We start from the raw sequence: 24,581 nt of genomic DNA on the forward strand, positions 1-24,581 counted from the left end.
TAACTTGCAACAATGAGTGTACTTGAATTTGAGAATACACAGGGCATTATGCTCACTTACAGCACGGCCTCTGTTCTCCATCGGCTTGCAAGTTATTTCATTGACATGGTAATACTTGGTGTTACATTGGCTTTTCTGAGCATTTTCATTGCCGCGTCTCAAACATTCGGTTTCGCCATCATGGCCTTGGTATTCATTTTCTACACGCTTTTAATGGAGATATTCAATGATGGGCGGTCGTTGGGAAAAATGGCATTGGGGCTGAAAGTGGTGCGGATCGATGGCAGACCCGTAACAGGTTATGACTGCCTCATGCGTTGGATGTTCCGTTGGGTGGACATTTACATGAGTTTGGGAAGTATGGCGGCAGTTCTTGTTTCGGCCACACCACGAAGCCAACGCATAGGTGACCTCTTGGCCGATACCACGGTCATCCACACCAAAAATCTCCGTATTCCGCTAAAACGCTTGATGGACCTCAACAGGCTTTCTTCTTACAAACCTGTTTACAATGGCGCGGCCCAACTGAGCGAGGAGCAAGTACTGCTTGCCAAAGAAACCATGCAGCGCAGCCTCAAATACAAGAATCAATCTCACAAGGAGGCATTGCACACGGTTGCCGATCGGATTGCGGACATTCTTGGCGCTCCAAGACCTGAAAATGCACAGCAGTTTCTCCAAACGGTCATTAAAGATTATATCGCGCTTACGCGGTAACCCTATTTAGGAACCCTGATCACGTAAGTATCGGTCCACTTGTCATGCCACATGATACCGGAAGAGGAAAACCCGGAAAAGAATTCGAACGGCTCCGCTCCGGAAAGACTTCGCCTTAAAGCCGTTCTGGAGCTTGCAAAGGCGGGGATTTTTAGCACAAAATCCAGTGGAATTACTGCTGTTGAACCTTTCACAAATGTTCAATCTAAGCTCTTAAGCCCCGCTTTTGGCAAACCCTTGTTACCTGCTGGCTTTTCGTAATTCATCGTTTTTAATCAACAAAATTTTCCCGGTTCCAATTACTTTGTCACCTTCTAAAAATTCAAAATTGCTTCCTTCTATCAATTTTCCATTCAAATGGGCCTTGGTCGCCAACTTAATTAAAGCATTTAAATTGTCGCCTGGAAAAGCCATTTTATTGTCTACGTATGTTTGTTGCCCCGAAGTTTGCATTTCTGTAAAGCCGAATTTCACTTGAGGTCTATATCCACTTATAGCAAAACTTGTCCTTCCTCCATCTTCTGTTTTCTTAAAACAAAGCCGAGCAACAAAGTCACAGTCATTCTCTTCACATTCAAGTCTATTAGCACAAAATATTTCATACGCTTCGCCTTCAATTTCGCCACATTCAGAAATTATTTTACCATCCTCCCCTGTTATTGTAAAGGTCTCTTGTCTTTCACCAATAGAAGCAGAACCGTCAAGCCCTAACAAAACTCCATAAAATGTGTCCGTCAATAGTGCTGAAATAATATGTCTTAGTTTTTCGGTTTGTTGTTCGTCTAAGTTTAGGTCTTGAGTCTTAGTTGAAACATAGCTTCGTAAATCCTGCCCGAAGTCAAGCGAACTTTCAATAATTCGCTTTCTTTCATTGTAGAAATTCTTTACAAATTCTTCTGATGTCATATTCTCTGTTGTATCGTTCTGTTGTGCTGGCAGGCAACTGTGGCGTTTACTACCATCGTTCCTGTAACGTACTTGCCAAGACTTCTGCTGGTCAGACCTTCCCAAACAGTAAAGTAGGTTACAAGAGAAAATATTCCGATCAGTCTGTCCACCAGGGATTATCATCAAGATCTATGATCTCTTCACTCATAGCTTCGAATTTTCAGGCAAAATAATAAAGTCATTGACGTTTTCAACAAGGCCACATCGAATGCCTCCGTTCAACTATTGCACTCAAATAATACCCAACCTTTAACTTTACGTGCTTCAATCTAAATCCAAGTTCCATGAAAAAACTGTTACTCCTTATCATCACTGCTCTGTCGTTCAGCTACAGCCAAGCACAGGTCTGTAACCCGGATATGACCTATGCTTCATCTGGTCCGGGCGTTTATCCCTTCACCATTGCAACGCCCGATTGCAGCGATACGCTCGGTTTCAAGACCATCGTAAGCATTTCAGACACTACGGTTCATGTTACCAGCCCTATAACACTTGATGTTTCCATCTACTACGACTCTACACGGGTGGTAAGTGTATCTGGGCTTCCTACCGGCCTGTATTTTGGAACGGACGTGGACGGCATGGCCAACTCATTTGCGCCTTATGGAGCTTGGGTCAACAGCGGTACGGTTCCGAATGTGACCCCTGCGATTGGTTGCGTTTATGTGCATGGAAGTCCAGCAGCATGGCAAGCTGCGCAGTTGGGAGGAGATACCGGTGTTTACGTACTGCAAGTTGAGTATGATGCACGCATTGTACAGACCGTTCCAGATGTAAGTGCATTCGGTATTCCTAATGGAACATGGCTTTCGGATGTGGATCCGCAGTATGGTGGTGGTTCCATCATAATCCAAGTTCCAATGGACACAGATCCGATCACCGACCTTCAGGTACCGACCGTTTCAGGAAATGCCTCTGCTTTTTTGAACACTTCCGAGACGTACACCGCTTCATCTGGCGCAGCATCTTACAACTGGACGGTTGATGGCGGCACCATTCAAAGTGGCCAGGGAACAGAATCCGTGACCGTGATCTGGGACGGTGGCGTTTCTGATGGCAGCGTAACGGTTGAAGTTGGCGATGGCGAAGGCTGCACCAAATCTCAGACCTACGATGTGGCTGTTGCCGGAGTTGGGATTTCCGAAGCCGATATTCTCAACACACATATTTTCCCAAACCCAAGCACCGGTATTTTCAATGTAGGTGTTGAAACCAACGGAGCAGTTCAACTGACCGTTTTCGACCTATCTGGCAAACTGATCCGTACCGAACAGTTCAGCGGTTCGGTTTATCGAATGGATGCCTCCGAACTTCCTGCTGGAGCATATCTGTTGAAACTGCAAACCGAAGAAGGCACTTCCGTCAGCAGGATCATCATCGAGTAATTCAATTGAATTCTAAGGGAAAGTCCCGCCAGTTTTTGGCGGGACTTTTTTTATTCCACCAAAGGAATTTTCAGTTGTTTTCGGAATGTCGTTCCTTCAACGGAAAGAACATACAATCCTCGTGATAGGCCAACGGTTGGCAGAGTCGTCCTCAAGGTCTGTTGAACGAAGGTTTTTCGCATGATCTCTTTTCCATCCACCGAACGAAGAACCAGATCGAACCGTTCGTTTGTGGGAAAACCGACCTCAACGGTCAGTTGGTCTTTGGCCGGAACGGGATATGCTTTGAATGTTATTTGGGTTGTACCAAAATCTTTTGAGACACCAGTTCCGATATCCGATGTATTGAAAGAATATAAAGGATGTGTCAGATTTTGAATGGTGTCCAGACATCGGTAGTCGACAAACGGCTTACGGACACGAAGCTTGATCACAACATCCGATTCCAACAAATTATGTCCATCCTCCAGCAAAGGTATTGCAACCCACATGGCATCTTTATAGACCCTCCGCTTGGCCGGATCGCCTGGATTAAAACCATTCTCCGACAATTTGGAATAGATGAATGAACCCTCATCGTAAAGTGGAACATCATCATTTGGGGAATCTCCATTGTGACCGAAAACATAGATATAATGACCACCTCCGAGAATCGGGTCTCCCGTGGGCGTGCCCACAGTTGATGTCGGATTCCAAACCATGTCTGCGCCATTGTCGGCCTGTAACCATGAATTCTCCCCGAAAGCCATGTTTAAGCGTTCCCCAGTTTCGAGGTTTACCGCATATCCTGGAAACCAACTCATGCCCATAGTACCAGAGCCATCTGGAAGGCCATCCTTGCCAACCGAAGGAGACATACGAAGGTTGAATCTGTCGGTATTGCCAACCGAAGGCAAGTAACTGTCGGCAATTTCCAGTACTGGACATCTCGTCCATTTATTCTGATCGGAAGTTATTACAACATCTACGGAACTAAGATTATCGAGCTTATTCAAGGATTTGAATTTGTTCCACGAAGGGGAGGCTACACTATCAGCGTCACTTGCCAATCTCCATGGGGCCCAAGTCCCGTCAAGGATTCGTTCCAGGCAACTTGCCGTATCAGCATCGTAATCTACCAGCCCACTGGATGGGGGCCATATCCAATTAGAATACTGCAATGATGTACCCGAATCACTAAGAAAGCCCAACCAGGGAGTTCCACTAAATTCCAACGAACAGTCCAGCATATAGTCGCATTCCTCATTCCATCCTTCAACCTGCTTTACCTGAACAAGAAGACCCCATTGCGAGATGATCTGCTCGGCACCAACACCAATGGTTGTGTTTGAGTAAACGGTATCATTCCCACCTGCCACATACATTTTCCACCCACAAGAATCCGCTACACCATCAAGTGAAATGAACATCTCCGCATTCGGAACAACGGAAGGGTCTATAATTTCAACTCTAACCGGGCCTTTGTTAAAGTCGTATGTAGGTTGAAAAACCCTATCCCCTGTCGTTTGGAACAACGAATCATGAACTCCTGAGACAAAATCAAGCGTTCTTCCCATGTTCCCCGAACCTTCGATTCGTTTGATTTTGAAGGTGGATTGTGCACTTGTTACAGCGGTTAGGAACAACAGAAAGAGGAGGTTCAAAAGTTTCATGATTTCAAGTTCATGGATGCCCGTGTCTTATCCAAACAACTGACTGCCAGTTTACTCCAATAAATTACACTCCTAACCAAAATTTTACATTGACCGTTTGGTCAGTTAAAAAATTTACCATTCCTTTGACTGACCGTTTGGTCAACCAATAACAATGATTGAAACCACAACCAGCACCACCATCCAAGCTGAGGAACTCAAAAACATTTTGATACAGGAAACCGAAACGGGATTCTCCGTTTCGTTAATCGATAATGAAGGGGATGAGATCGTAAGAGGTTTCGGGACCTCGGTAACGGAAGCATTGAACGACCTGCACAGCAATCTGATATAATGACGCCACGCTCACCAGAACAGTTTGCACAGATACGCGAAGAGCGCAGGAAACAGATATTGGATGCAGCCCTGAACGTTTTCGGTGAGGACAGTTACCACTTGGCCAGCATGGCAAGTGTTGCCAAGCGCGCCAACGTCAGCAAAGGGCTCATTTACAACTACTTTGAAGGGAAAGAGCAGATTCTCGTCACATTGGTGGAAGGACTTTTTGATGAGGTTTTCGATAGCCTCGAACTGAGCATGGACGTACCGCTGACGCGGGAAAAATTCGTTCACATTCTCGAAAAGACCATTGAGATCGTGCTTGCCAACCCCAAGCGTTGGAAGCTTTACATGGCGCTTTCATTTCAACCGGATGTAACGCCTGTGTTGATGGAGCGCATGATGCCAAGGATCCAACCGTTCATGATGCTGATGTACAATTACTTTTCTGAACGCGGCCACAAAGACCCGATGACCATGATGCGGTATTATTCGGCCATATTGGATGGCGTACAGTTCCATATTCTCCTCGACCCCGAGAATTTTCCGATTGAAAAAGTGAAACAAATGATGATCGACCAATTTGCTTAAGGTTACCAATTACGAATACACACGAATATGACGAACAAGAGAACATTGATGGCACAAAAGGAACCGACAACTAAGGACGTTTTGCAGAACGCAGTTCCCCCTTTAAAAGGGGGTGCCGAGGAACGAGGTGGGGGATTTTTTCACGTTGCGTCCTTGCGTCTTTGCGTGATATTCTTATTTCTATTTCCCCTTGCGGGAAATGCCCAAACTGCCAAGGAGATCATTGAAAAGGCTGATGAGTTGACCCGCGGACTGTCCTCGCAAGGATCCATGACCATTCAGATCGTGCGCCCCAAATGGAGCCGCGAAATGACCATGAAGAGTTGGACGCTCGGAACGGAATACAGCCTTATTCTCATCACTTCTCCCGCCAAGGAAAAAGGCACCGTTTTCCTGAAGCGCGAGAAGGAGATATGGAACTGGGTTCCGTCCATTGAACGCACGGTTAAACTCCCGCCAAGCATGATGATGCAAAGCTGGATGGGCACCGACCTCACCAATGACGACCTCGTGAAAGAATCATCCATTGTGGTGGATTACACCCACAAACTCGAAAAAGACACCACCATGGATGGCCGCAACTGCTGGAAATTGGTGCTTACTGCCAAGCCAGATGCACCCGTAGTTTGGGGTAGTATCATTACCTACGTGGACAAAGACACCTACATCCAGATGCGTAGTGAATTCTACGATGAGGATGGTTTTCTTGTGAATGTATTCTCCGCCTCGGACATCAAAGAAATGGGGGGCAGAACCTTGGCGGGAAGAATAGAGATCGACCCCGTGGACAAACCCGGTCAGAAGACCGTCATCATCCAAAACGACATCAAGTTCAACACAGGCATTCAGGAGGATTTCTTCACTACGAACAATATGAAACGTGTGAAATGAAAGCCCGCCAAAGGAGGGGAAACCGACAACGATACAGAAATGAGGGTAACTGAATCACATACAACTCATAGAACTTCCCCCTTTGGGGGATCAAGGGGGCTGCCATGTTGCTAAAACTCGCGTGGCGGAACATTTGGCGCAACAAGCGCAGAACGGCCATCACCGTGGCATCGGTGTTCTTTGCCGTATTCTTTGCCGTATTCCTGCGCAGCATGCAATTGGGCACGTACGCCAAAATGATCGACAGCGTGGTGCGGTTCTACTCGGGTCACATCCAAGTACACGCCAAAGGGTATTATGACGACCAGACCCTTGACAATTCCTTTAACCTGACTGACGCGCCCATTGAACAGATTCGAAACACCGAAAATGTAGAACTGGTGGCCGAGCGGTTGGAAGGTTTTGCGCTTTCCTCGTTCAACGAAGTGACAAAGGGAGTGCTGATGGTGGGAGTTCAGCCTGCGGTTGAGAGCCAACTGATGGAGCTTGATTCCAAGATCATTGCGGGTTCGCTGTTCTCTGCTGATGACCGCTCCGTACTGGTGGCCGAAAAGGTGGCCGAGTTCTACAAGCTGAATGTGGGTGATACATTGGTCTTCCTCTCGCAAGGTTATCATGGCGTGAGTGCCGCAGGGAAATATCCTGTAGCGGGTGTTGCCAAATTCACAGCCGTGATGCTCAACGAAAGTGCGGTATTGCTGCCGCTTAAAGAGGCGCAATATTTCTACGGAGCCGATAATATGGCCACATCATTGGCTGTCATTCTTCGGAACCAGAACCGACTGAAGCATTCCATGAAACAGATCGAGGCCGAGGTTGATACTTCGCAGTTTGAAGTGATCGATTGGCAGACTTCCATGCCCGAACTGGTGCAGGCCATTCAGGCAGATAGTGCAGGCGGCATCATCATGCTTTTGGTGCTTTACATGGTCGTGACCTTCGGGATGTTCGGCACCATTCTGATGTTGATCCAGGAACGGACGTACGAGTTCGGAGTGCTGGTCTCCATCGGCATGTCGCGGTTACGCATCTGGACGGTTGTGTTCCTTGAAAGTCTGATGACAACCTTAATGGGCGCGGTTCTGGGCGTGCTTGGAGTTTTTCCATTGGTGCTCTATTTCAACCATCATCCTTACGAATTCACGGGAAAAGCGGCCGATGCCATGACCGAACAAGGTTGGGAACCCGTAATGCCCGCTTCGCTCGACCCTTCTATTGCAATGACACACATGCTGCTCATCATCGTCATTTCCATTCTGATCACCGCGTATCCTGCGTATGTGATCCGTAAACTGAAACCCGTAGAAGCACGAAGATGACAGCGGCAAATGTCATACGAACCGATGCGGTGACCAAACACTTTGGCGCAACCAAGGCGCTGGACAACATTTCCATTGAAGTGCCGCAAGGCGAGGTGTACGGTTTCATCGGGCTGAACGGGGCAGGAAAGACCACGCTCATCCGCATTCTGCTGGGAATGATCTGGCCAGATGGAGGAAATGTTTCGCTATACGGAAAGCAGCTTACGCGCTCGTTCGACCGATGGAACGATGTGGGTTATTTGGTGGAAACGCCTCATTCGTATCCCAACCTGACAGTACGTGATAATCTGAGGATATTTTATCATCTGCGCAAGCTGACCGAGCCGAAACTGCTGGACACCATCATTGAAAAGCTCAAGTTGAATGCTTATGCGAGCGTGAAAGCTGGGCATCTTTCGTTGGGAAACCAGCAGCGACTGGGAATTGCCAAGGCGCTGATGCACCGCCCGAAACTGATTATTCTGGACGAACCGATCAACGGCCTCGATCCCGAAGGAATTGTGGAAGTACGCGAACTGCTGAAGGAACTGGCTGCCAACGGTTCTACTATTTTTCTTTCGAGCCACATTTTGGGCGAAATGTCGAAGGTGGCAGACCGATTGGCAATCATCCACCAAGGCAAGCTAAGAACGGAACTGACACAGGCTGAACTGTCCCAGCGACTCATCCGAAAAATCGTTGTCAGCACGTTGGACAATTCGCAAGCGTTGAGCCATCTGAAAGATGCCGAAATCCTTGGTTCATTGAGTGAAGATGGAGAAATTGAGATCATGGATGAAGAGTTGATCTCCAGACCCGAAACGGTAACGCAACTTCTAACGGAAAAAGGCCTTCCGCCCAAGCTGCTTTTCACCTTTACCGAAGACCTTGAAAAGTTCTTCCTACGAACCATCAAGAACTGAGAGATGAGCACGCAGATAGGAGCACTTCGGGCAGAATTCATCAAAAACACGCATGAGAATATCCTGTGGCTAACGTTTGTTGCCTTCGGAATTGCGCCTGTTATCGGTGGCGTTTTCATGGTCATTATGCGAAACCCCGATGCGCTGGCAAATGCGGGTGCGCTAAGCGCCAAGGCCGCAGCCATGAACTTTACAGACAATTGGGGTTCTTACTTCGGTATTCTGACCCAGGCCGTTGGCGTGGGCGGTGTAATGGTTTTCGGGTTTGTTGCCAGTTGGGTGTTTGGCCGCGAATACACGGACGGAACCGCCAAAGACCTGCTCTCGCTTCCCACATCGCGCACCCATATTATCCACTCCAAGTTCTTTGTGTATGTGTTCTGGTGCTTGGCGCTTGTTGTTTCCAACCTGCTGATCGGGTTCATCATTGGCACGGTACTGCATATTCAGACAGATTCAGGGTTTTCGCTGTCCGAACTGTTATCAACTTATTTCATTACGGGTGTGCTTACGCTTATGTTGGGAACGCCCATCGCGTTCTTTGCTATGTGGGGCAAGGGTTACCTCGCGCCCTTGGCGTTTGTGGCACTTACGTTAGTGTTCAGCCAGATCATTGCTGCCGTTGGCTTCGGGGCTTACTTCCCGTGGGCCATACCAGGATTATACAGCGGGGCGGCTGGAGAATATCGCGATCAGCTTGATTTTATCAGTTACTCCTCAGTGGTTTTGACCTTCGTCATTGGCTATGCACTCACGGTCAGGTACTGGAAATACGCAGATCAAACGATATGAAAAATAGACAGGACGGACGATGACCCTAAAGCTCGCATGGCGGAACATATGGCGTAATAAGAGGCGAACGGCCATCACGCTCACATCCGTGATGATGGCGGTTTTCCTGTCCAATTTTATGATCAGCCTCAACGAAGGTATTTTCGGGAACATGCTGGATAACATGACACGGGCATTCCTCGGTCATGTTCAGATACATGAGAAGGGATTTTGGGACGAACCTGTTCTCGACAATTCGATGGAAGCGAGTCCCGACATTGTCCAAATCGCCTTGGCATCAAAACACGTGACAGCGATCACGCCACGGCTGCAATCGTTCGGGTTGGCCGCGTTTGGAACACAGACGCGTGCCACACAGGTGATCGGTGTCGATCCCATTAAGGAAGAACAATTGATGAACCTGCAGAAACACCTTTTTTCTGGCAGCGCCATCACGGAGAATGACAACGGCATCATGCTCGGATACAAATTGGCCGAGTATCTGAAACTCAGCATTGGCGATACGTTGGTAATCATCGGCCAAGGGTATCATGGTATCAGCGCAGCTGGAAAATATGAGGTTGTCGGACTGCTGAAGTTGCCATCGCCCGCGCTGAACCAAAGCGTGGTAGTGATGACACTCGAAAATGCGCAATACCTCTACTCTGCCGAAAACCGCCTGACGGGCTACACACTTGTGGTGGATGACAGCGACCGACCCGAAAAGGCCGCAGCCGACATCATTCCGAATATCGACACAAGCAAATATGAAGTGATGACCTGGCCAGAACTGCTTCCAGAGATCATCCAGATGCGTACGACCAAGGTGGCAGGTTCGTACATCTACATTGGCATTCTGTATCTCATTGCGGGCTTCGGCATCTTCGCAACCATTCTGATGATGATGGCTGAGCGCTCGTACGAGTTCGGTGTGATGCTTTCCGTTGGGATGGCCCGCACGCGCCTCATGGTAATGATGGTGGCCGAAACCTTCATGATCACAGTACTGGGAATTCTACTCGGAACGATCATTTCGTACCCTGTGATGTACTGGATGAAAGTCAGCCCATTTCCGCTCACAGGCGATGCGGTGGAGATCTACGAGCAAATGGGAATTGAACCTTTGATCATGACCTCCACAGACCCGAGCATTTTCATCAACAATGCCGTAATCCTGTTCGTCATATCAATCCTCATTGCATTTTACCCGGTACACGTGATCCGAAAAATGAACCCCGTGAAAGCGATGCATAAATAAGATGGAACTCAACGAAACAAACATTAAGACCTCATTGCCATGTTAACGAAGATCGCTTGGAGAAACGTTTGGCGGAACACGCTCAGAAGTGGCGTAGTTATCGCGTCCATTGCGCTGGGAATTTGGGCCGGGCTGTTCGTCATCAGCATTTCTGCCGGACTGAACGAGCAGCGGACCAAGGACGCGCTGGACACGTACATCTCGCATATCCAGATCCACAACCCCGATTTTGTGAAGGACAATAATGTAGAATATCGCATTGACAACATCGATGCGGTGCGGGAAGACCTCAAAAATGACCCTGATGTGCGTGCGTTCTCTGAACGCGTGGTGCTCAGCGGCATGGTGTCTTCATCAACCGGAGGTTATGGCGCGCGCATTACAGGTGTGATTCCTGAGCACGAGAGGCAGGTTTCCATCATGTACGAGAAAATCGTGGACGGAGCGTATTTCGAAGGCATCAGTAAGAATCCTATCGTCATCGGTAGAAAACTGGCAGAAAAACTCAATGTGGACGTCCGCAAAAAAGTGGTTCTCACCTTTCAGAAAGACAATGGCGACATCGTGGCGGGAGCGTTCCGCGTAGCGGGAATTTACAAGACAAGCAACTCCAAGGCCGATGAGATGAATGTGTTCATCCGTGCGTCAGACGCCAACCGATTGTTGGAGGGAAGCGCAGGTTTCCACGAAGTGGCCGTGATGGTGAACAACTTGGAAAACGTGGATGCCATTGCCGACACCTTGGCTGCGGAACTTCCCAACCTGAAAGTGCAGAGCTGGCGCGAAGTTTCGCCCGACCTCGGCTACGCGGATGAGATGATGATGCAGATGCTGTACATCATCATCGGCATTATTCTGATGGCGCTTTCATTCGGAATTGTGAACACCATGCTGATGGCCGTTCTGGAGCGCAAACGCGAACTCGGCATGCTCATGTCGGTGGGCATGAACAAGACCAAAGTGTTCTTTATGATCGTCATCGAAACCGTGTTCATCTCGCTGGTCGGTGGACCGATCGGTGTACTGCTCGGATATGTCACCGTCACCTATTTCGGACATCGCGGTATCGACCTTTCCATTGTTGGAAAGGGGTTGGAATCGTTCGGCATCTCAGCCATCATCTACCCCAGTCTCGAACCGAATTTTTATCTCAATGTGTCCGTGATGGTCATTGTGGCGGCCATTCTTTCATCCATTTATCCCGCGCGGAAAGCGTTACAACTGAAACCGGCCGAAGCGGTTCGGGCACTCTAAATTGATGTGAGTTGAAAAGATGACGAGAGAAGTAATGCACAGAATCGAATCAGCGCGGATCCTCCTTTGTAAAGGAGGTGTCTCAGCAAGTAATATGATTACCTCCCCCAACCCCTCCTTTCCAGGAGGGGAGTTGCTGCTTTTCTCTAAGGTTGGAGGAGCACCAATTCTCCCCCTTGAAAGGGGGAGTGTCCGCCTGAGGCGGACGAGGGGGTCAGTCTCCGCAATCACCAACACAATCACCCCAAAAACCATGAACCAGATACAACTGTGAGTCTCTCGCAGTTCGAATCATAAAAAGAAAGAACATGACAGCAGTAATAAAGACAAACGACCTCAAGAAATATTACAATCCAGGCGAGGAGATCGAGGTTCGCGCTTTGGATGGCGTTTCCATCGAAATTGAGCGTGGCGAGTTCACGGCCATTGTCGGGCCTTCAGGTTCGGGAAAGACCACGCTTCTTAACATCATCGGTGGGCTGGACCATCAGACCGAAGGTTCTGTCCATATCGGTGAAACCGAGATAACGGCTCTGAGCGACAATCAACTCATCGATTTCCGATTGAACAACATCGGGTTCGTATTTCAGGCGTATAACCTCATCCCTGTTCTTACGGCCGAAGAGAACGTAGAGTTCATCATGCTTTTGCAGGACCGCCCGAAGGAGGAACGCCACCAACGCGCTTTGGAACTTCTTACCGCTGTGGGTCTTCAGGATAAGATCGATAATCGCCCCGGTGAGATGAGCGGTGGCCAGCAGCAGCGCGTGGCCGTAGCGCGGGCATTGGCTTCCAAGCCACAGTTCGTTCTGGCCGATGAACCTACTGCCAACCTCGACAGCCAGTCAACGGCAGACCTGCTTGACATCATGGCAGAATTGAACAGAAAAGAGAACATCACATTCCTGTTTTCAACGCATGATCAACGAGTAATTGACCGCGCGCGCAGAATCATCACGTTGGAGGATGGAAAAGTGATCTCTGACGAACTGCACGACCGTTGAGGTTTCTTCGAACGATCCGTTGAAAATTGTGAGTATGAACGCTCGTGAAACAAATCCCCCGTCTTCTCCCTGCGGTCGAAGCCACCCCCTTTCTAAGGGGGAATTCACGCTTCGAAACCTCAGTTCCCCCTTTCAAAGGGGGTGCCGAGGAACGAGGCGGGGGATTGTGATTCTGCTTTTGTTGAATATGGTCCTCTGTGGTAAAATATTCGCCCAGCAGGACAGTACCCAGACCAAACCGAAGCGAAAATTCAAAGACATTGTTCAAATCTATGGCTACATCAAGAACCTGAACATCGTTTCGCTTTCCAGCAATCCGCTTATCGGCAACTCCAACGAGAACTTCATTCACAACAGGATCAACCTGCGCATTTATCCTGTGAAAGGGCTGACCGTGGGAGCCGAGTTCCGAAACCGTTTCTTCTATGCGGGAAGAACGGCCACAACGCCTGCTTTGAAACAGAATGTGGGCAGCGATGCGGGGCTGATCGACATGAGTTGGAACATTGGTAATGATGTCAACCCGTTTCTGCTCAACTGCACGGCCGATCGTCTTTGGGTCGCTTATGGAAACGACAAGATCGACCTGCGGGTTGGACGGCAGCGCATCAATTGGGGCATCAATACGGCTTGGAATCCCAACGATATTTTCAACGCATACAGCTTTGTGAACTTCGATTATGAGGAACGACCTGGGTCAGACGCGGTGCGGTTCCAGTATTTCGGTAAGAACATGAGCGGGTTCGAGGTGGCCGTGGCCCCGCGAAAAGACTGGAAGCAGTCCACGGCCGCGATCATGTACAAGTTCAACGCCAAGCAGTATGACTTTCAGTTCATTGCTGGTCAGTACCGAACCGACCTTACCGCTGGTTTCGGCTTTGCCGGAAATGCAGGGAATGCAGGACTCAAAGGCGAGATCCAATGGTTTGGACCATACCAAGGTTTTACGGATAGCACGCATACGGTAACCGGTTCCGTTTCGGCCGATTATTCTTTCTCGAACTCGCTTTACATCAATGGAGCCGTTCTCTTCAACAGCAACGGAATTGACAACAGCGATCCGACAAAACTCGCCAAGTTTTTCTCAGGCACCGCACTTACAGCCAAAACGCTGATGCCCACGAAATACAACGCCTTTCTGATGATGAGTTACCCGATCACACCATTGCTCGGTAGCAGCTTTGCCGTCATCTATGGTTATGGCCCGAACCTTCTGCTGCTCAACCCAGGTCTCACCTATTCGCTTGCAGCTAATTGCGAGATCCTGCTTGCAGGACAGCTCTTCTTCACCGAATTCCCCGAAGTGAAAGATGGCACACTCACAAGCAGCTATCAGAACATTTCAAACAGCGTTTTTCTGAGGTTGAAGTACAGCTATTGACCTACGCGCATTACCTGACGTAAGTATTTCTTCCGTCTGACATGTGTCATATTCCTTCAAGAAGGGAACGTTCAACTTCGATGAACTGAACTGACCATTCCATGAGACGACTTTTTACCATCAGCTTTTTATGCCTTCTTGTGCTGAACGCATTCGGTCAGGCTCCAGAAAAATTCAATTATCAGGGCGTTGCCCGAGATGCCAATTCAAACATCCTTGCCAATCAGAACATATCGCTTCGGTTCAGCATCATCAACGGCTCCAATGCCAATGTAGAATACCAGGAAGATTGGTATGTGCAGACGAATGACCTCGGTCTCTTCAATGTAGAGATCGGAGGTGGGCTTTGGGTTCAAGGCTCGATAAGCGGAATTGATTGGGGCGCAACCACCTACGGCCTCAAGGTTGAAATGGATCCAGCAGGCGGTACCAACTTTCAAAATATGGGTGCCTCGCAATTACTGTCCGTTCCTTACGCACTTTATGCTCAGAACACTCCGCCTGACGAAGGCTATCATCCTGGCGATTTTGCGCAGGGTGGCATTGTCTTTTGGGTGGACAATTCGGGACAGCACGGATTGGTATGCGACAAACAGGATCTTGGTGTAGGTCCGCGCTGGTACTTGGGAACTTATGGAAACACCTACGCAACTGGTGACGGCCCATTTTCTGGCGAGATGAACACCATGCTGATGATCGCAGGTCAGATGGCCATTGGAAATGATGGCGGTGGCAACGCAGCTACTTACTGCACAGATCTTGAAGTAACCCAGGGAAGCGTTTCTTATGCCGATTGGTACTTGCCATCTAAAGATGAACTCGCCAAAATGTATCAGAATCGGGTATTGATAAACTCTGTGGCGCAGGCCAACAGCGGCAATGCCTTCAGCACAACTGATGCTTACTGGACCTCCACGGAATACAGCAACACCGATGCGTACATCCAGAATTTTGGAACAGGTGCTTCAAGCCACGCTAACAAATCGGGATTCTATGCTGTAAGGGCTATTCGCTCGTTTTGATAATTCAGAGCGCATCGCCCTGAACCTATGGATCAGTCCTTCACACAACGGATAGAATGCCCTTCAAACTTCCCTGCCGAACCGGTCCAAACTCCGTTGGATGTGTAATAGAGTATGCGATGATTCAGCACAGAACTGTTCCCCGTTGAGGTCCACCAATAACCGGAACCATAGATCTCTTGGAAATCGCCACCACCCAATCGCTCTCCTCCAGGAAGCGCGGTGAATCCGCTTGAGTTGGTGGCTCCTGTATTTGGCGATAACCAAATGGTGATTCCCGTTGCTTTCAATGCACCGCCTCCATATGAATATCCTCCGTTTACGGCATGAAGCGCATCCCACTCAGTTGAGCTGGGGACATGCCAACCATCTGGACAAACGTTACGTGAATCCTCCACAGCCCAACCATTATAGAGTTTCCCGAATACATCCATGTTCTGCGGGTTATTGTTGTAAGCACACCAAGCACCATCTGAAGATGATGCCCAGTCCACGTTTGTTTCAAGGTTCAGAATGGAATCACCATTCGCATATCGACACACCTTGAGGTTCTCAGCCATCCATGTCTGTCCTGAACTGGCAAGGATGGTCGGATAGACATTCCCGTCAATATCCACCAAACTGTCTGCTGGCTGATAAGGGTCGTTGGTCACCTGAAAAACGATTTCATTTCCGTAGGCCGTACCGGCATTGTTGATGGCATAGGCCCGCGCATGATAGACAGAATCAACCGAAAGACCGGTCAGCATGCTTTGGAACGTTCCGGTACCTTGTCCATCCTGAGTCGTATTGTCGGCAGTTGTGGGATTGGAATTTGTACTCCAGCAAACACCTCTCTGAGTTACGGAAGTCCCTCCATTGGCATCTACAAAACCTCCCAATTCGGCAGTTGAGGCCGTAAACGCGCCAAGCGGAAGCGTGGTAACCAAAGGCAATGCTCCCGGATCACCTACTGCTGTATAGGTAATGCTGTCTATATCATTGATCGGGATCTGGATAAGCGGCTCATTCGCCTGATAAATGTTCATCAATGCCTGACCTTGCGCATCAAGCACCATTAGAACAACCGAAAGAATTGAGATCAGTTTTTTCATGTTACCTGTTTATGATCAGTAATTTGTTGAACTGTGCATTGCCAATTGCCACACGCACCAAATACGTTCCGTTCGAGATCGAGCCGATATCGGATTCATTGCATGACCAGTTGAAATTCTGAATTCCCGCCTGTCTGGTCCCGGCAAAAACGGTCTTGACCAGCGCACCGCTTATGGAGTAAATGTTTATTTGCAAAGGTGTGTCCTGCAGCAGGTTGAAACGAATATTCACCTCATCCGATGCCGGATTTGGAAAAACATTCAATCCTTGATCATCAACCACCAATCCGTCTGGAACAGACAGATACCATTGATCATACTCATAGAATTTAACTACCGAGATGTTCCAACTGACCGTATCGTCAGTGATCAGGTTCAAGTTCATCACATTGTCCGAGAATGTGATACTGCTAACGTCTATCAACGGATAGGTGTGTGTGGCTCCATCGGTGGTATGAACATAGATGTTCTGACCAAAACCAACATGAAAAGAGAGGAGGCTAAAAACCCAACAGACCAACTTTTTCTTCATCTGCCATCGAGTTTAGAAATGCACGTTCAAAGATAAATGATATTGTTTTTTTGCAAAAACGTCTTTGGAACAAACAATTGTTGATCCCTGGATATCAAAGTACGTCCTCTCCACAACGGGTTTTTGACCCATCTTTGACCCGATGAAATCGGCCCGCATCGCTTCGCTTACTCTTTTCCTACTTGCATTCGCATTCAATGAATGGGCGTTCCGGTTCATTTTTCCACTGGAGCCGATAGACAGTTTCCTGCGGCTGATGACCCTTGTGTTGGACGGGTTTGTGCTTGTGGCCGTTATTGCTCTTGGTTGGAAGAATCAGAACTTCATGATGCGTGTGAAGGAAATTGCCAACTCCTTCCCGCGTAGCGTATCCATTTACTTCGGATTGTTTGTGGCCTACTGCTGCGTGATGGCATTGGAATTCGGCTGCCGCTACTATTTCAAGCATGGTTACAAGGCTCCTTATACCGAAGCAACATATTGGGAGCCAAGTGCGGTGGTTCCCGATTCGATTCTTGGTTCGGCTCTGCTCAAAGATTCGGTCATCAGCCATGCGTATGTGGTCAACGATTCGCTCATCTACAAGCAGTATTATCATACAGATGAATTTGGAAGGCTCATCAATCCTGCTACGCATGCAGACTCAACTTATCGTGAGTTTGTGATGGTTACCGGCTGTTCCTTCGCGTTCGGTTATGGATTGAACGACCATCAAACACTGAGCTACTTTTTGGATAGCATCAGCAACATGCGCGGCTATAACTATGGCATTGCTGGCCACGGAACGCAACAGACACTGGCGTTGCTCCGATCGCGAAACCTCCACCAAGAAATCTCTGAACCCAACGGCACATTGATCCATCTTTTCATTGACGACCACATTGCACGGCTCATTGGTTCGCGCAGACTCATTAAGCTTTGGGCGATAAAATATCCATACTACCGACTGGAAGATGGAACGCCTGTACGCCACGGCAACTTTTGGACGGGGCGACATCTTCTTACACGCTTCTACCGTGCCATCAGCCAAAGTGCCATTATCGATCTGTTCGACATTGACATTCCCTGGTATGTGAGCGATGAACATTTGAAGCTGTTTGCTTCCGTGCTGAAGGAATCGCAAAGTGAATTCAAAAAGCAATATCCCGATGGGACCTTTCTGGTAGTGATCGGTCCTGGAAGTAAATATGGCAAAAGGGCTGTGGCTGCGTTGGTGGAGGCAAACGTTCCCGTTCTTGACCTCTCAGAACTCCTCGACCCGAAGACAAAGCGATACCGGATCCATTGGACGGAAGGACACCCGAACGGGAATTACTACCGCGAACTGGCGGACACGATCACGAAAGCACTTCCTCCAGCACCTTATGCGCATTGATCTCTTTGATGCCGTGCAAATGCAAGCGGTAGTAATCGATCAATTTCTGAAGTAGCTGACGCCTGATGTCATTGGTCATCCTCACTGTGGAATGTGCTGACATTTCAATTTCTACCAGTTCGTGGAACCGTTGGGTGACCAAACCTTCCATGAAATACGGATGTATCGGTTCGAAGGCGGAGAACTCACCTTCCATCAGGTCGAAATAGCTTTCGGTTGCTGAACGCTGGTGCGGATAGAAACCGAGGTAACGGGAGAATTCGACCAGAAACTTCAGATGGAAATTATTCACGGAACCTTCCGTGTGGTCAAGCAACAGAATCGCGTTTTTCAGAAAGGAGAACATACCTGCATTTCCTTCCTCTTCCGCAATGGCGCGGCCAATGACCTCTGCCATGAAGAGGGCAATGCAGGTCTTCATCGTATCGAACGGAATGCCGTTCAGCGCCACCTCTCGTTCCATTGAGCGCAGATTCTTCAGCGACTTCCGGTCATCGTTCGTAAAACTGACCTCCACCAGACTGAGCGGCTGCAGCATGGCCAATTTGGGCAGCGCGTTCTTTCCTTTTCCGGTACGCACCATGCACGATTGCAGCCCGGCCTTTTCCGTATAAATCTTGGCTATGACCGAACTGTCTGAATACCGAATGGTACTCAGAACAATGCCGCTGGTCTTGATGATCATGGGTTATTTAATGAACAGGATCTTGGTAACGATGGTCTGTTTGCCGTCACTATTGGTGGCAAAGACCATGTAAACTCCGCTTTGCGCGCGTTCGCCATTCAAATTGTTCCCGTTCCAAATGGCCTGGCCACCGTAGGCAGTTGTGGCAAAAACAACCCTTCCGGACGCATCGGTGATCTTCACATCCGCATTGCGCGTGAGGCCTTTAATGGCGATCGGCCCCTCGTAATTCGCCTCTACCGGATTCGGATAAGCATATACATCGTCTTTCGTTATTGTTTCCACTCCCCAAGTGGCCGTACTCTTGTATGATATGAGTCCCTTGTCTGTTCCGATAAAAACCTCTCCGCTGAGATGGTCTATACCAAGTGACGTGATCTGATTGCTGAAAAGCGGACTGTTCTCCTCCGTAAAATGATAGATCTGCTGCGTGCCATCGGCCGACATCAGGAAAACCCCAGCGTTTCCGGTTCCGATCCATTTTCGGTTGGCACCATCAATGGCAATGGCCGTTACGCTTTCGTTGGCCAACAGATACTGCACGTAACCGTCCTGCTCCACAAGAATCTGCTGAGAATCGAAATTACCACCGGAGAAAACACTCTCCGGAGAGTAGAAGACCGATATTCCATTGTCGGTACCCACCCATATTTCACCGTCAAAATCAGAGGCAATGCAGAAAACGTTATTGCTTGCCAGATTCCCGTTTCCGGTACTCTGGTTCAACTTTTTCGACTGATCGTCACTTGTGTAAGCCAGCGTGCCACCATCATTGAAAACAACCACACCGGTACCTCGTGGAGCTACCATCCATTTCTGACCGCTGTTGTCAATGGCAATATCCCCAATGGTGATGGCACCGACACCTTGAACATGAAAACCGTACCAGTTGCCTTCTCGGTCTTTGGCATGTAGCAGCTTGTCCGTCTCAGATTGGGTCATCCAGAGCGTTCCTGTATTACGGTCTATTTCCAACCCGCAAACCCTTACCAAACCAGGAACAACTTCAAGTGTTTCCAAACTGCTGTTCGTAGAATCATAATGCGCAGCAAACTGGTTGTCGTAGTATTCGATAACACCCGAACCCCAAGTACTTGCATACACCCTTTTGCTGTCGAAAGGATCGACCAGCACACGGATGAAGTCACCCATTCCGGCTGTTTGAGGCATGGAGCTCGGCAGCAGATTCACCCATTCATTGTCGATGTATGAAAAGACCCCATTGGGATTATATCCTGCACCCCACAATGAGGTCAAACTTCCAGAGGCCACGTAGCATCTGCCATCCCAAATACTGATGTCGGAATTTAGAATTGAGGCGGGTCCATTGACCGATACGATCTGGAAACTGAGATCCAACGGATGCCTCACCAGTCCAACGTTCCTGTCGGCTATCCAGATGATGCCATTAGAATCGATGATCGCATGATTGGGATATGCGTCAATTCCGTTGTAGGAGTAAGCAAGCCGCTGTCTTACCTGATTCACGTCATACTCGGCCACATTGCTTACTCCGATAACGAGCAATCGGTCGTCCGTGCTCTCAAGTGCTTTGACCATTGTAGGGTCTGTCAGCTGAAATGTGCTCCACTGACCATTGTGATACCAAAAGACCGTGTCGCTGGTCCCGTCCGTCCAGTTGGCATACAGCCCATTGTTGAACCATGCACAGGTATTGTAGCTTCCTGCCGGAAGGCCACTGAAAAGATTCCAATTCTCGTAATTGGCCAGATTCGGGCTATTGAGAGGTGCGTGGTAGATGCCCTCTTCTGTGCAGGCAAAGATCTCATTGGCGGAAGTTGACACATCCTGAATGTCCAAACTGGTTCCATTGGGACCGATGTAATACGTGTCCTTTATCTCATGCTTTACGATATCCAGCACAACCACACCGAAACCGCATGCCAGATATGCATAATCGCCATTCACGTGCATATTATTGATGGTCTTCAACCCGAGAATCGATTTATCCTTAATGTCAGGAATATTGATGACCTGCCCATCCTGAAGAAGGTCAATGTTTGTATTGGAGTAAGCAATGATCAGCGTTTGGTTGTCATCGCTCCAAGCAATGGATGAGAAACCGATATCTGAAAGACCGCTCACCTTCGACCATCGTATAATGTCTCCTTCGGTTTTGTGATGCTGGAAAAGGCCACTTCCCGAAGCTGCGAAGATCCAGTCTCCGGCATCTGCCACCTGCACACCATCATTGTATGGAAGATGGTCGCGCCATTGCCCAATGGCTATCTGCGCAAAGAGCGGACAGTTGATCAGAAAGACCAACGAAACAAGGAAGAAGCTTCGCGACATGAGTCTGGTGACGGTTTCTATCATCAAGGAACAAGTATAGTTGTTGCGTGGCGAATTAACTGCAAATGCCGCGATATATTGTGCCGAGCGGGTACACCTTTTCCCATAGCTTTGCCTTGAAGCATGAATCACCTGCGGCAAATAGGCGTTCTGGCCATTCTGGTTCTCGTTTGTGTTGGAGCTTATTGGGAGATCGCCACCTTTCAGAATTCCCTCAAATGGGACATGCTCGACTGCTACTTCCCGTGGCGATTTATTGTGGGAGAAAGCATTCAGCACCGCATTTTCCCTTTCTGGAACCCGTACCAACATCTCGGTTACCCGATCCATGCCGATATGCGTTCGGTCTTTTATCCCGAAGCCATCTTGGTCGGACTGTTCGGTGGCTACAACCTCAAGGTCCTCCATTTCCTGTTCATCTTTTACATCAGCATGGCGGGGCTGGGCATTTACACACTGGCGGGGCTGTTCTTAAAACGTGAGTTCCCCAAGTTGCTGGCGGCCATCTCGTACGTGCTTTGCGGCTTTTTTGTGGGGCACGGACAGGAGATGTTCGGCATTATTGCCGCCACGTGGATTCCGTGGGTGCTGCATTACTTCATCCGGTTTCAGAGACATGGTATGTGGGCCGACCTTTGGAAACTGCTCTTCTTCCTGTTCCTGCAATTGACGGGCGGATATCAGGCGCTCAGCCTCATGCTTTTCTACCTGCTTCTCGCGTTGGGCTTGGCCGAGTTCATCCCCCAAGTAAGAACAGGCCAATGGAAAAACCTGCTGTTCAAGAATCTGGCGTTGGCCAGCGTGCTGTTGGTATCGCTTTCCGTTCTTATTGTCACCTACGTTCAGGTTTCCCCCAATGTGGACCGCCTGACCGGCATGTCGCTTCAGGACACCTATTTCGGTTCGCTCACACCCCAGTCGTTGCTATCGCTGATCGCCCCGTTCTCGGTGGCGGCCGATGGCTCGTTTCTCGGTACCGACAGCACCATGGCCAATGTCTATGTTGGGTTGTTGGTGATGGCGCTTTTCCTCGTTGGGCTGTTCCAACGAAAGGGACTGCTGCTGAACATCATCCTGATCTTTGGAATCGTGTGCCTACTGGCAAGTTTGGGGCCGAGCACACCTATGCGGGCATTCCTGTACCACTATGTTCCCGGCATGAACCTCTTCCGCATGTCGAGTTTCTTCTCATATTTCAGCCAGTTGGCGTTCATTCTTGTTGCCGCGCATGGCTTTGAACAGATGCTGAAAAAACCAGAGACCCGCTCAAAATGGCTCTTGCGCAGTTCGGTGGTCGTGCTTCTGGCAACGCTCGTCATTGCCGTCACCACTTACTTCGATCAGGCATCGGGAGCCAATGTTTCGCTCGATCTGCTTTTGGGGCCTTTCCGCTTTACGCAAGACATGAGCTACCACCAACGCCTGTTCATGCACACAGCGTTGCAGGTGATGCTTCTGTTGCTCTTTATCGGTTCGCTGCTGGTTATCCGAAGGAGACCAACGGCCATCGCCCCCACCATCTTGGTGTTTGTCCTGGTGGAAATGTTCATCTCTGCCCGACTGAACTTTCCCGCCACGGTGGGCGACCACACGCCTCCGGCCCAAACGCAGGCCAAACTCGACCGCCAGCCAAAAGGTTTTCCGTTCCCAAGTTTGGATGGGTCCATCGCACAGAACACGGAGTACAAACCCGAGATCAGTCCGCTCTACCACAACACCAATACGTTCACCAAGACCAATTCGTGGGACGGGTTCAACAGCTTTCAATTGGCGCGGTTCCAGAATTTTACCGGGAAGCAGGAAGCAGATTATCTGAACGACATCAAAAACCCCTTCCTGTTCAGTACTGCTGAGAACACTTCCATCGAATTCCTGGAGTATGGGCCTGATGAAATGCTTTGCGAGATAAATGCGCATTCGGCCATGGAGATTGTCCTCCAGCAGATCTTCTATCCGGGTTGGGAAGTTCGGGTAGATGGGAATCCTGCGGAGTTGAACATCTATCATGATGCCTATTCATCGGTGCGAGTGGAAGAAGGAAAACATACGGTCACGTTCCGATACGTGAATGCACCCGTCAAGTACGGCTTCTTCATCTCCTACCTCCTCTTCGGGCTCATCGTGGCGGCCAGCATCTTTCATCTGCTGAGAACTTATACAGGTTTCGGACAGGCCATGGGTGGAACCGTGGTAATCGTACTTGTTTCGATCGGATTGCTGGGTTTCGAGTGGTCGAGAACAGCTACGATGGCCTCTCACAGAATGGAGGGTTACCATCGTCTTTCGTCTTTGCTTAGTGAGCAGCTATCATCTGGCGACAGGCTTTTCCTACAGGTGGAGAGACCAGAAGTGATGGACAGCGTGCTGAGATCATTGGGCGTTTCCGCCAAGGCCACGTTCATTAACGGCCGAACACGTGTCGGACAGGCGGAACTTTTGACCGCGTTGGGTACGGATTCCTCCGCATCGCGGCTCATCTATGCGGGCAGCATGCTTCCAACGGATGAGACCACTTTGGCCTACCTCCGCGCCCATTTTGCGTTGGAATCAACCACGGAGGTCGGTCGCGAGTTCATCCATGTCTTCAGCAAGAACCCTCCATCCGAAATGGTGTTCCATGCCTTGAATGATTTCGAGGGACCGAACGCTGCGTGGAACTACGATCTCATACGTGTTGACTCTGCTGCACAGGCTTTCTCGGGCCGGTTCGGGTGGCGCATCCGTTCGGAGCAACCGGGAAGTCCTGGCCTCACGATTCGAGTGGGAGATGTGACCGATGACCCCAAACCGACCTTGCTTTTCGGACTGAAGGCATTGGTACCATCCGATAGCGTAAGCAATGCGGGCCTATGGATGGTTGTGGAACGTGATGGCAAGCAGCATTGGAGCCGTGCCAAGGACATTAAACCGAGTGCGCCTGATGCGGAACATTGGTTCGAGACCGTGTTGATGGTAAAGCCGGATAGCGAACTGAAACCCGATGACACCATTAAGGTGTTTGTGTGGGGTGGCGAGGGCGATGCCTTGCACATAGACGACACGTGGTTCGCCCTTTTCCCAGCCAAATAACCTTTCGGTGTCGCTCCTCCAGAGCTCTGGTCAACCTTGATCATCCGTTGCTACCAAAATAAACGTCCCGATGGGACTATCAGAGTTCCGTAGGAAC

At 49.2% G+C, this 24,581-nt stretch carries 21 protein-coding genes; 15 read left to right on the forward strand and 6 right to left on the reverse strand.

Features of this window, described 5'->3' with window-relative positions; translation table 11 throughout:
* Positions 1–12: 12 nt before the first annotated feature.
* Positions 13–717: a hypothetical protein gene (locus GC178_05315; protein MBI1286980.1), complete on the forward strand. Its 705-nt coding sequence runs from the start codon at positions 13–15 to the stop codon at positions 715–717.
* A 240-nt stretch (positions 718–957) separates the two neighbouring features.
* Here GC178_05315 and GC178_05320 read toward each other — a convergent pair whose 3' ends face one another.
* Positions 958–1,623: a hypothetical protein gene (locus tag GC178_05320; protein ID MBI1286981.1), complete on the reverse strand. Its 666-nt coding sequence runs from the start codon at positions 1,621–1,623 to the stop codon at positions 958–960.
* Positions 1,624–1,949: 326 nt separating this feature from the next.
* Here GC178_05320 and GC178_05325 point away from each other — a divergent pair, with 326 nt between their 5' ends.
* Positions 1,950–3,050, forward strand: coding sequence for a T9SS type A sorting domain-containing protein (locus GC178_05325; GenBank protein ID MBI1286982.1), 1,101 nt, complete (start codon positions 1,950–1,952; stop codon positions 3,048–3,050).
* A gap of 50 nt (positions 3,051–3,100) precedes the next feature.
* Here the strand turns inward: GC178_05325 and GC178_05330 are convergent, their stop codons facing one another.
* Positions 3,101–4,702, reverse strand: a complete 1,602-nt coding sequence (locus tag GC178_05330) for a hypothetical protein (protein MBI1286983.1) — start codon at positions 4,700–4,702, stop codon at positions 3,101–3,103.
* 154 nt (positions 4,703–4,856) lie between these two features.
* On the opposite strand from GC178_05330, the gene GC178_05335 reads away from it, so the two are divergent.
* The 11 genes from GC178_05335 to GC178_05385 all read left to right on the forward strand — a co-directional run bounded on the left by GC178_05335 (position 4,857) and on the right by GC178_05385 (position 15,416).
* Entirely contained in the window at positions 4,857–5,036 is a 180-nt protein-coding gene (locus GC178_05335) for a hypothetical protein (GenBank protein MBI1286984.1), read from the forward strand.
* Positions 5,036–5,611, forward strand: coding sequence for a TetR family transcriptional regulator (locus GC178_05340; protein MBI1286985.1), 576 nt, complete (start codon positions 5,036–5,038; stop codon positions 5,609–5,611). Before GC178_05335 ends, GC178_05340 begins: the two co-directional genes overlap by 1 nt.
* A 48-nt stretch (positions 5,612–5,659) precedes the next feature.
* Entirely contained in the window at positions 5,660–6,502 is an 843-nt protein-coding gene (locus tag GC178_05345) for an outer membrane lipoprotein-sorting protein (GenBank protein MBI1286986.1), read from the forward strand.
* Positions 6,503–6,606: 104 nt separating this feature from the next.
* A complete protein-coding gene (locus GC178_05350) occupies positions 6,607–7,821 on the forward strand; it encodes an FtsX-like permease family protein (protein MBI1286987.1) in 1,215 nt (404 codons plus the stop codon).
* Positions 7,818–8,726: an ATP-binding cassette domain-containing protein gene (locus GC178_05355; GenBank protein MBI1286988.1), complete on the forward strand. Its 909-nt coding sequence runs from the start codon at positions 7,818–7,820 to the stop codon at positions 8,724–8,726. The genes GC178_05350 and GC178_05355 overlap by 4 nt, the downstream gene beginning before the upstream one ends.
* A gap of 3 nt (positions 8,727–8,729) precedes the next feature.
* Positions 8,730–9,518, forward strand: coding sequence for an ABC transporter permease subunit (locus tag GC178_05360; GenBank protein ID MBI1286989.1), 789 nt, complete (start codon positions 8,730–8,732; stop codon positions 9,516–9,518).
* A gap of 19 nt (positions 9,519–9,537) precedes the next feature.
* A complete protein-coding gene (locus GC178_05365) occupies positions 9,538–10,755 on the forward strand; it encodes an FtsX-like permease family protein (protein ID MBI1286990.1) in 1,218 nt (405 codons plus the stop codon).
* 39 nt (positions 10,756–10,794) lie between these two features.
* Complete coding sequence (locus GC178_05370) at positions 10,795–12,009, forward strand: FtsX-like permease family protein (protein ID MBI1286991.1); 1,215 nt, start codon at positions 10,795–10,797, stop codon at positions 12,007–12,009.
* A gap of 308 nt (positions 12,010–12,317) precedes the next feature.
* Positions 12,318–13,013, forward strand: a complete 696-nt coding sequence (locus GC178_05375; protein ID MBI1286992.1) for an ATP-binding cassette domain-containing protein — start codon at positions 12,318–12,320, stop codon at positions 13,011–13,013.
* Positions 13,014–13,194: 181 nt separating this feature from the next.
* The gene (locus GC178_05380; protein MBI1286993.1) at positions 13,195–14,394 is read left to right on the forward strand and encodes a hypothetical protein; all 1,200 of its coding nucleotides are present in this window, start codon (positions 13,195–13,197) and stop codon (positions 14,392–14,394) included.
* A 101-nt stretch (positions 14,395–14,495) separates the two neighbouring features.
* Positions 14,496–15,416 carry a DUF1566 domain-containing protein gene (locus GC178_05385; protein MBI1286994.1) on the forward strand — a complete coding sequence of 307 codons (921 nt, stop codon included), beginning with the start codon at positions 14,496–14,498 and terminating at the stop codon, positions 15,414–15,416.
* A gap of 32 nt (positions 15,417–15,448) precedes the next feature.
* On the opposite strand, the gene GC178_05390 is transcribed toward GC178_05385, so the two are convergent.
* Together GC178_05390 and GC178_05395 are read right to left on the reverse strand one after the other, a co-directional pair.
* Positions 15,449–16,510 carry a hypothetical protein gene (locus GC178_05390; GenBank protein MBI1286995.1) on the reverse strand — a complete coding sequence of 354 codons (1,062 nt, stop codon included), beginning with the start codon at positions 16,508–16,510 and terminating at the stop codon, positions 15,449–15,451.
* Position 16,511: 1 nt separating this feature from the next.
* The gene (locus GC178_05395) at positions 16,512–17,042 is read right to left on the reverse strand and encodes a T9SS type A sorting domain-containing protein (GenBank protein ID MBI1286996.1); all 531 of its coding nucleotides are present in this window, start codon (positions 17,040–17,042) and stop codon (positions 16,512–16,514) included.
* A gap of 142 nt (positions 17,043–17,184) precedes the next feature.
* Between GC178_05395 and GC178_05400 the strand changes: the two genes are divergently transcribed.
* Entirely contained in the window at positions 17,185–18,417 is a 1,233-nt protein-coding gene (locus tag GC178_05400; GenBank protein MBI1286997.1) for a hypothetical protein, read from the forward strand.
* Here the strand turns inward: GC178_05400 and recO are convergent.
* Both recO and GC178_05410 read right to left on the reverse strand, forming a co-directional pair.
* The gene (gene recO, locus GC178_05405) at positions 18,380–19,102 is read right to left on the reverse strand and encodes a DNA repair protein RecO (GenBank protein MBI1286998.1); all 723 of its coding nucleotides are present in this window, start codon (positions 19,100–19,102) and stop codon (positions 18,380–18,382) included. The two genes, GC178_05400 and recO, sit on opposite strands and share 38 nt — an antisense overlap.
* Before the next feature lie 3 nt (positions 19,103–19,105).
* Positions 19,106–21,823, reverse strand: coding sequence for a T9SS type A sorting domain-containing protein (locus GC178_05410; GenBank protein ID MBI1286999.1), 2,718 nt, complete (start codon positions 21,821–21,823; stop codon positions 19,106–19,108).
* Between GC178_05410 and GC178_05415 the strand changes: the two genes are divergently transcribed.
* Positions 21,752–24,484, forward strand: coding sequence for a hypothetical protein (locus GC178_05415; GenBank protein MBI1287000.1), 2,733 nt, complete (start codon positions 21,752–21,754; stop codon positions 24,482–24,484). The genes GC178_05410 and GC178_05415 overlap by 72 nt on opposite strands.
* Positions 24,485–24,581: the final 97 nt, after the last annotated feature.

The organism is Flavobacteriales bacterium (assembly GCA_016124845.1).
Lineage (GTDB): Bacteria > Bacteroidota > Bacteroidia > UBA10329 > UBA10329 > UBA10329.

What these genes read in the sequence shown, in the direction of transcription:
- GC178_05315 (MBI1286980.1), top strand. Translation starts at nt 13, where the DNA reads ATGAGTGTACTTGAATTTGAGAATACACAGGGCATTATGCTCACTTAC.
- GC178_05320 (MBI1286981.1), bottom strand. Translation starts at nt 1,623, where the DNA reads ATGACATCAGAAGAATTTGTAAAGAATTTCTACAATGAAAGAAAGCGA.
- GC178_05325 (MBI1286982.1), top strand. Translation starts at nt 1,950, where the DNA reads ATGAAAAAACTGTTACTCCTTATCATCACTGCTCTGTCGTTCAGCTAC.
- GC178_05330 (MBI1286983.1), bottom strand. Translation starts at nt 4,702, where the DNA reads ATGAAACTTTTGAACCTCCTCTTTCTGTTGTTCCTAACCGCTGTAACA.
- GC178_05335 (MBI1286984.1), top strand. Translation starts at nt 4,857, where the DNA reads ATGATTGAAACCACAACCAGCACCACCATCCAAGCTGAGGAACTCAAA.
- GC178_05340 (MBI1286985.1), top strand. Translation starts at nt 5,036, where the DNA reads ATGACGCCACGCTCACCAGAACAGTTTGCACAGATACGCGAAGAGCGC.
- GC178_05345 (MBI1286986.1), top strand. Translation starts at nt 5,660, where the DNA reads ATGGCACAAAAGGAACCGACAACTAAGGACGTTTTGCAGAACGCAGTT.
- GC178_05350 (MBI1286987.1), top strand. Translation starts at nt 6,607, where the DNA reads ATGTTGCTAAAACTCGCGTGGCGGAACATTTGGCGCAACAAGCGCAGA.
- GC178_05355 (MBI1286988.1), top strand. Translation starts at nt 7,818, where the DNA reads ATGACAGCGGCAAATGTCATACGAACCGATGCGGTGACCAAACACTTT.
- GC178_05360 (MBI1286989.1), top strand. Translation starts at nt 8,730, where the DNA reads ATGAGCACGCAGATAGGAGCACTTCGGGCAGAATTCATCAAAAACACG.
- GC178_05365 (MBI1286990.1), top strand. Translation starts at nt 9,538, where the DNA reads ATGACCCTAAAGCTCGCATGGCGGAACATATGGCGTAATAAGAGGCGA.
- GC178_05370 (MBI1286991.1), top strand. Translation starts at nt 10,795, where the DNA reads ATGTTAACGAAGATCGCTTGGAGAAACGTTTGGCGGAACACGCTCAGA.
- GC178_05375 (MBI1286992.1), top strand. Translation starts at nt 12,318, where the DNA reads ATGACAGCAGTAATAAAGACAAACGACCTCAAGAAATATTACAATCCA.
- GC178_05385 (MBI1286994.1), top strand. Translation starts at nt 14,496, where the DNA reads ATGAGACGACTTTTTACCATCAGCTTTTTATGCCTTCTTGTGCTGAAC.
- GC178_05390 (MBI1286995.1), bottom strand. Translation starts at nt 16,510, where the DNA reads ATGAAAAAACTGATCTCAATTCTTTCGGTTGTTCTAATGGTGCTTGAT.
- GC178_05395 (MBI1286996.1), bottom strand. Translation starts at nt 17,042, where the DNA reads ATGAAGAAAAAGTTGGTCTGTTGGGTTTTTAGCCTCCTCTCTTTTCAT.
- GC178_05400 (MBI1286997.1), top strand. Translation starts at nt 17,185, where the DNA reads ATGAAATCGGCCCGCATCGCTTCGCTTACTCTTTTCCTACTTGCATTC.
- recO (MBI1286998.1), bottom strand. Translation starts at nt 19,102, where the DNA reads ATGATCATCAAGACCAGCGGCATTGTTCTGAGTACCATTCGGTATTCA.
- GC178_05415 (MBI1287000.1), top strand. Translation starts at nt 21,752, where the DNA reads ATGCGTTCGGTCTTTTATCCCGAAGCCATCTTGGTCGGACTGTTCGGT.
- GC178_05410 (MBI1286999.1), bottom strand. Translation starts at nt 21,823, where the DNA reads ATGGAGGACCTTGAGGTTGTAGCCACCGAACAGTCCGACCAAGATGGC.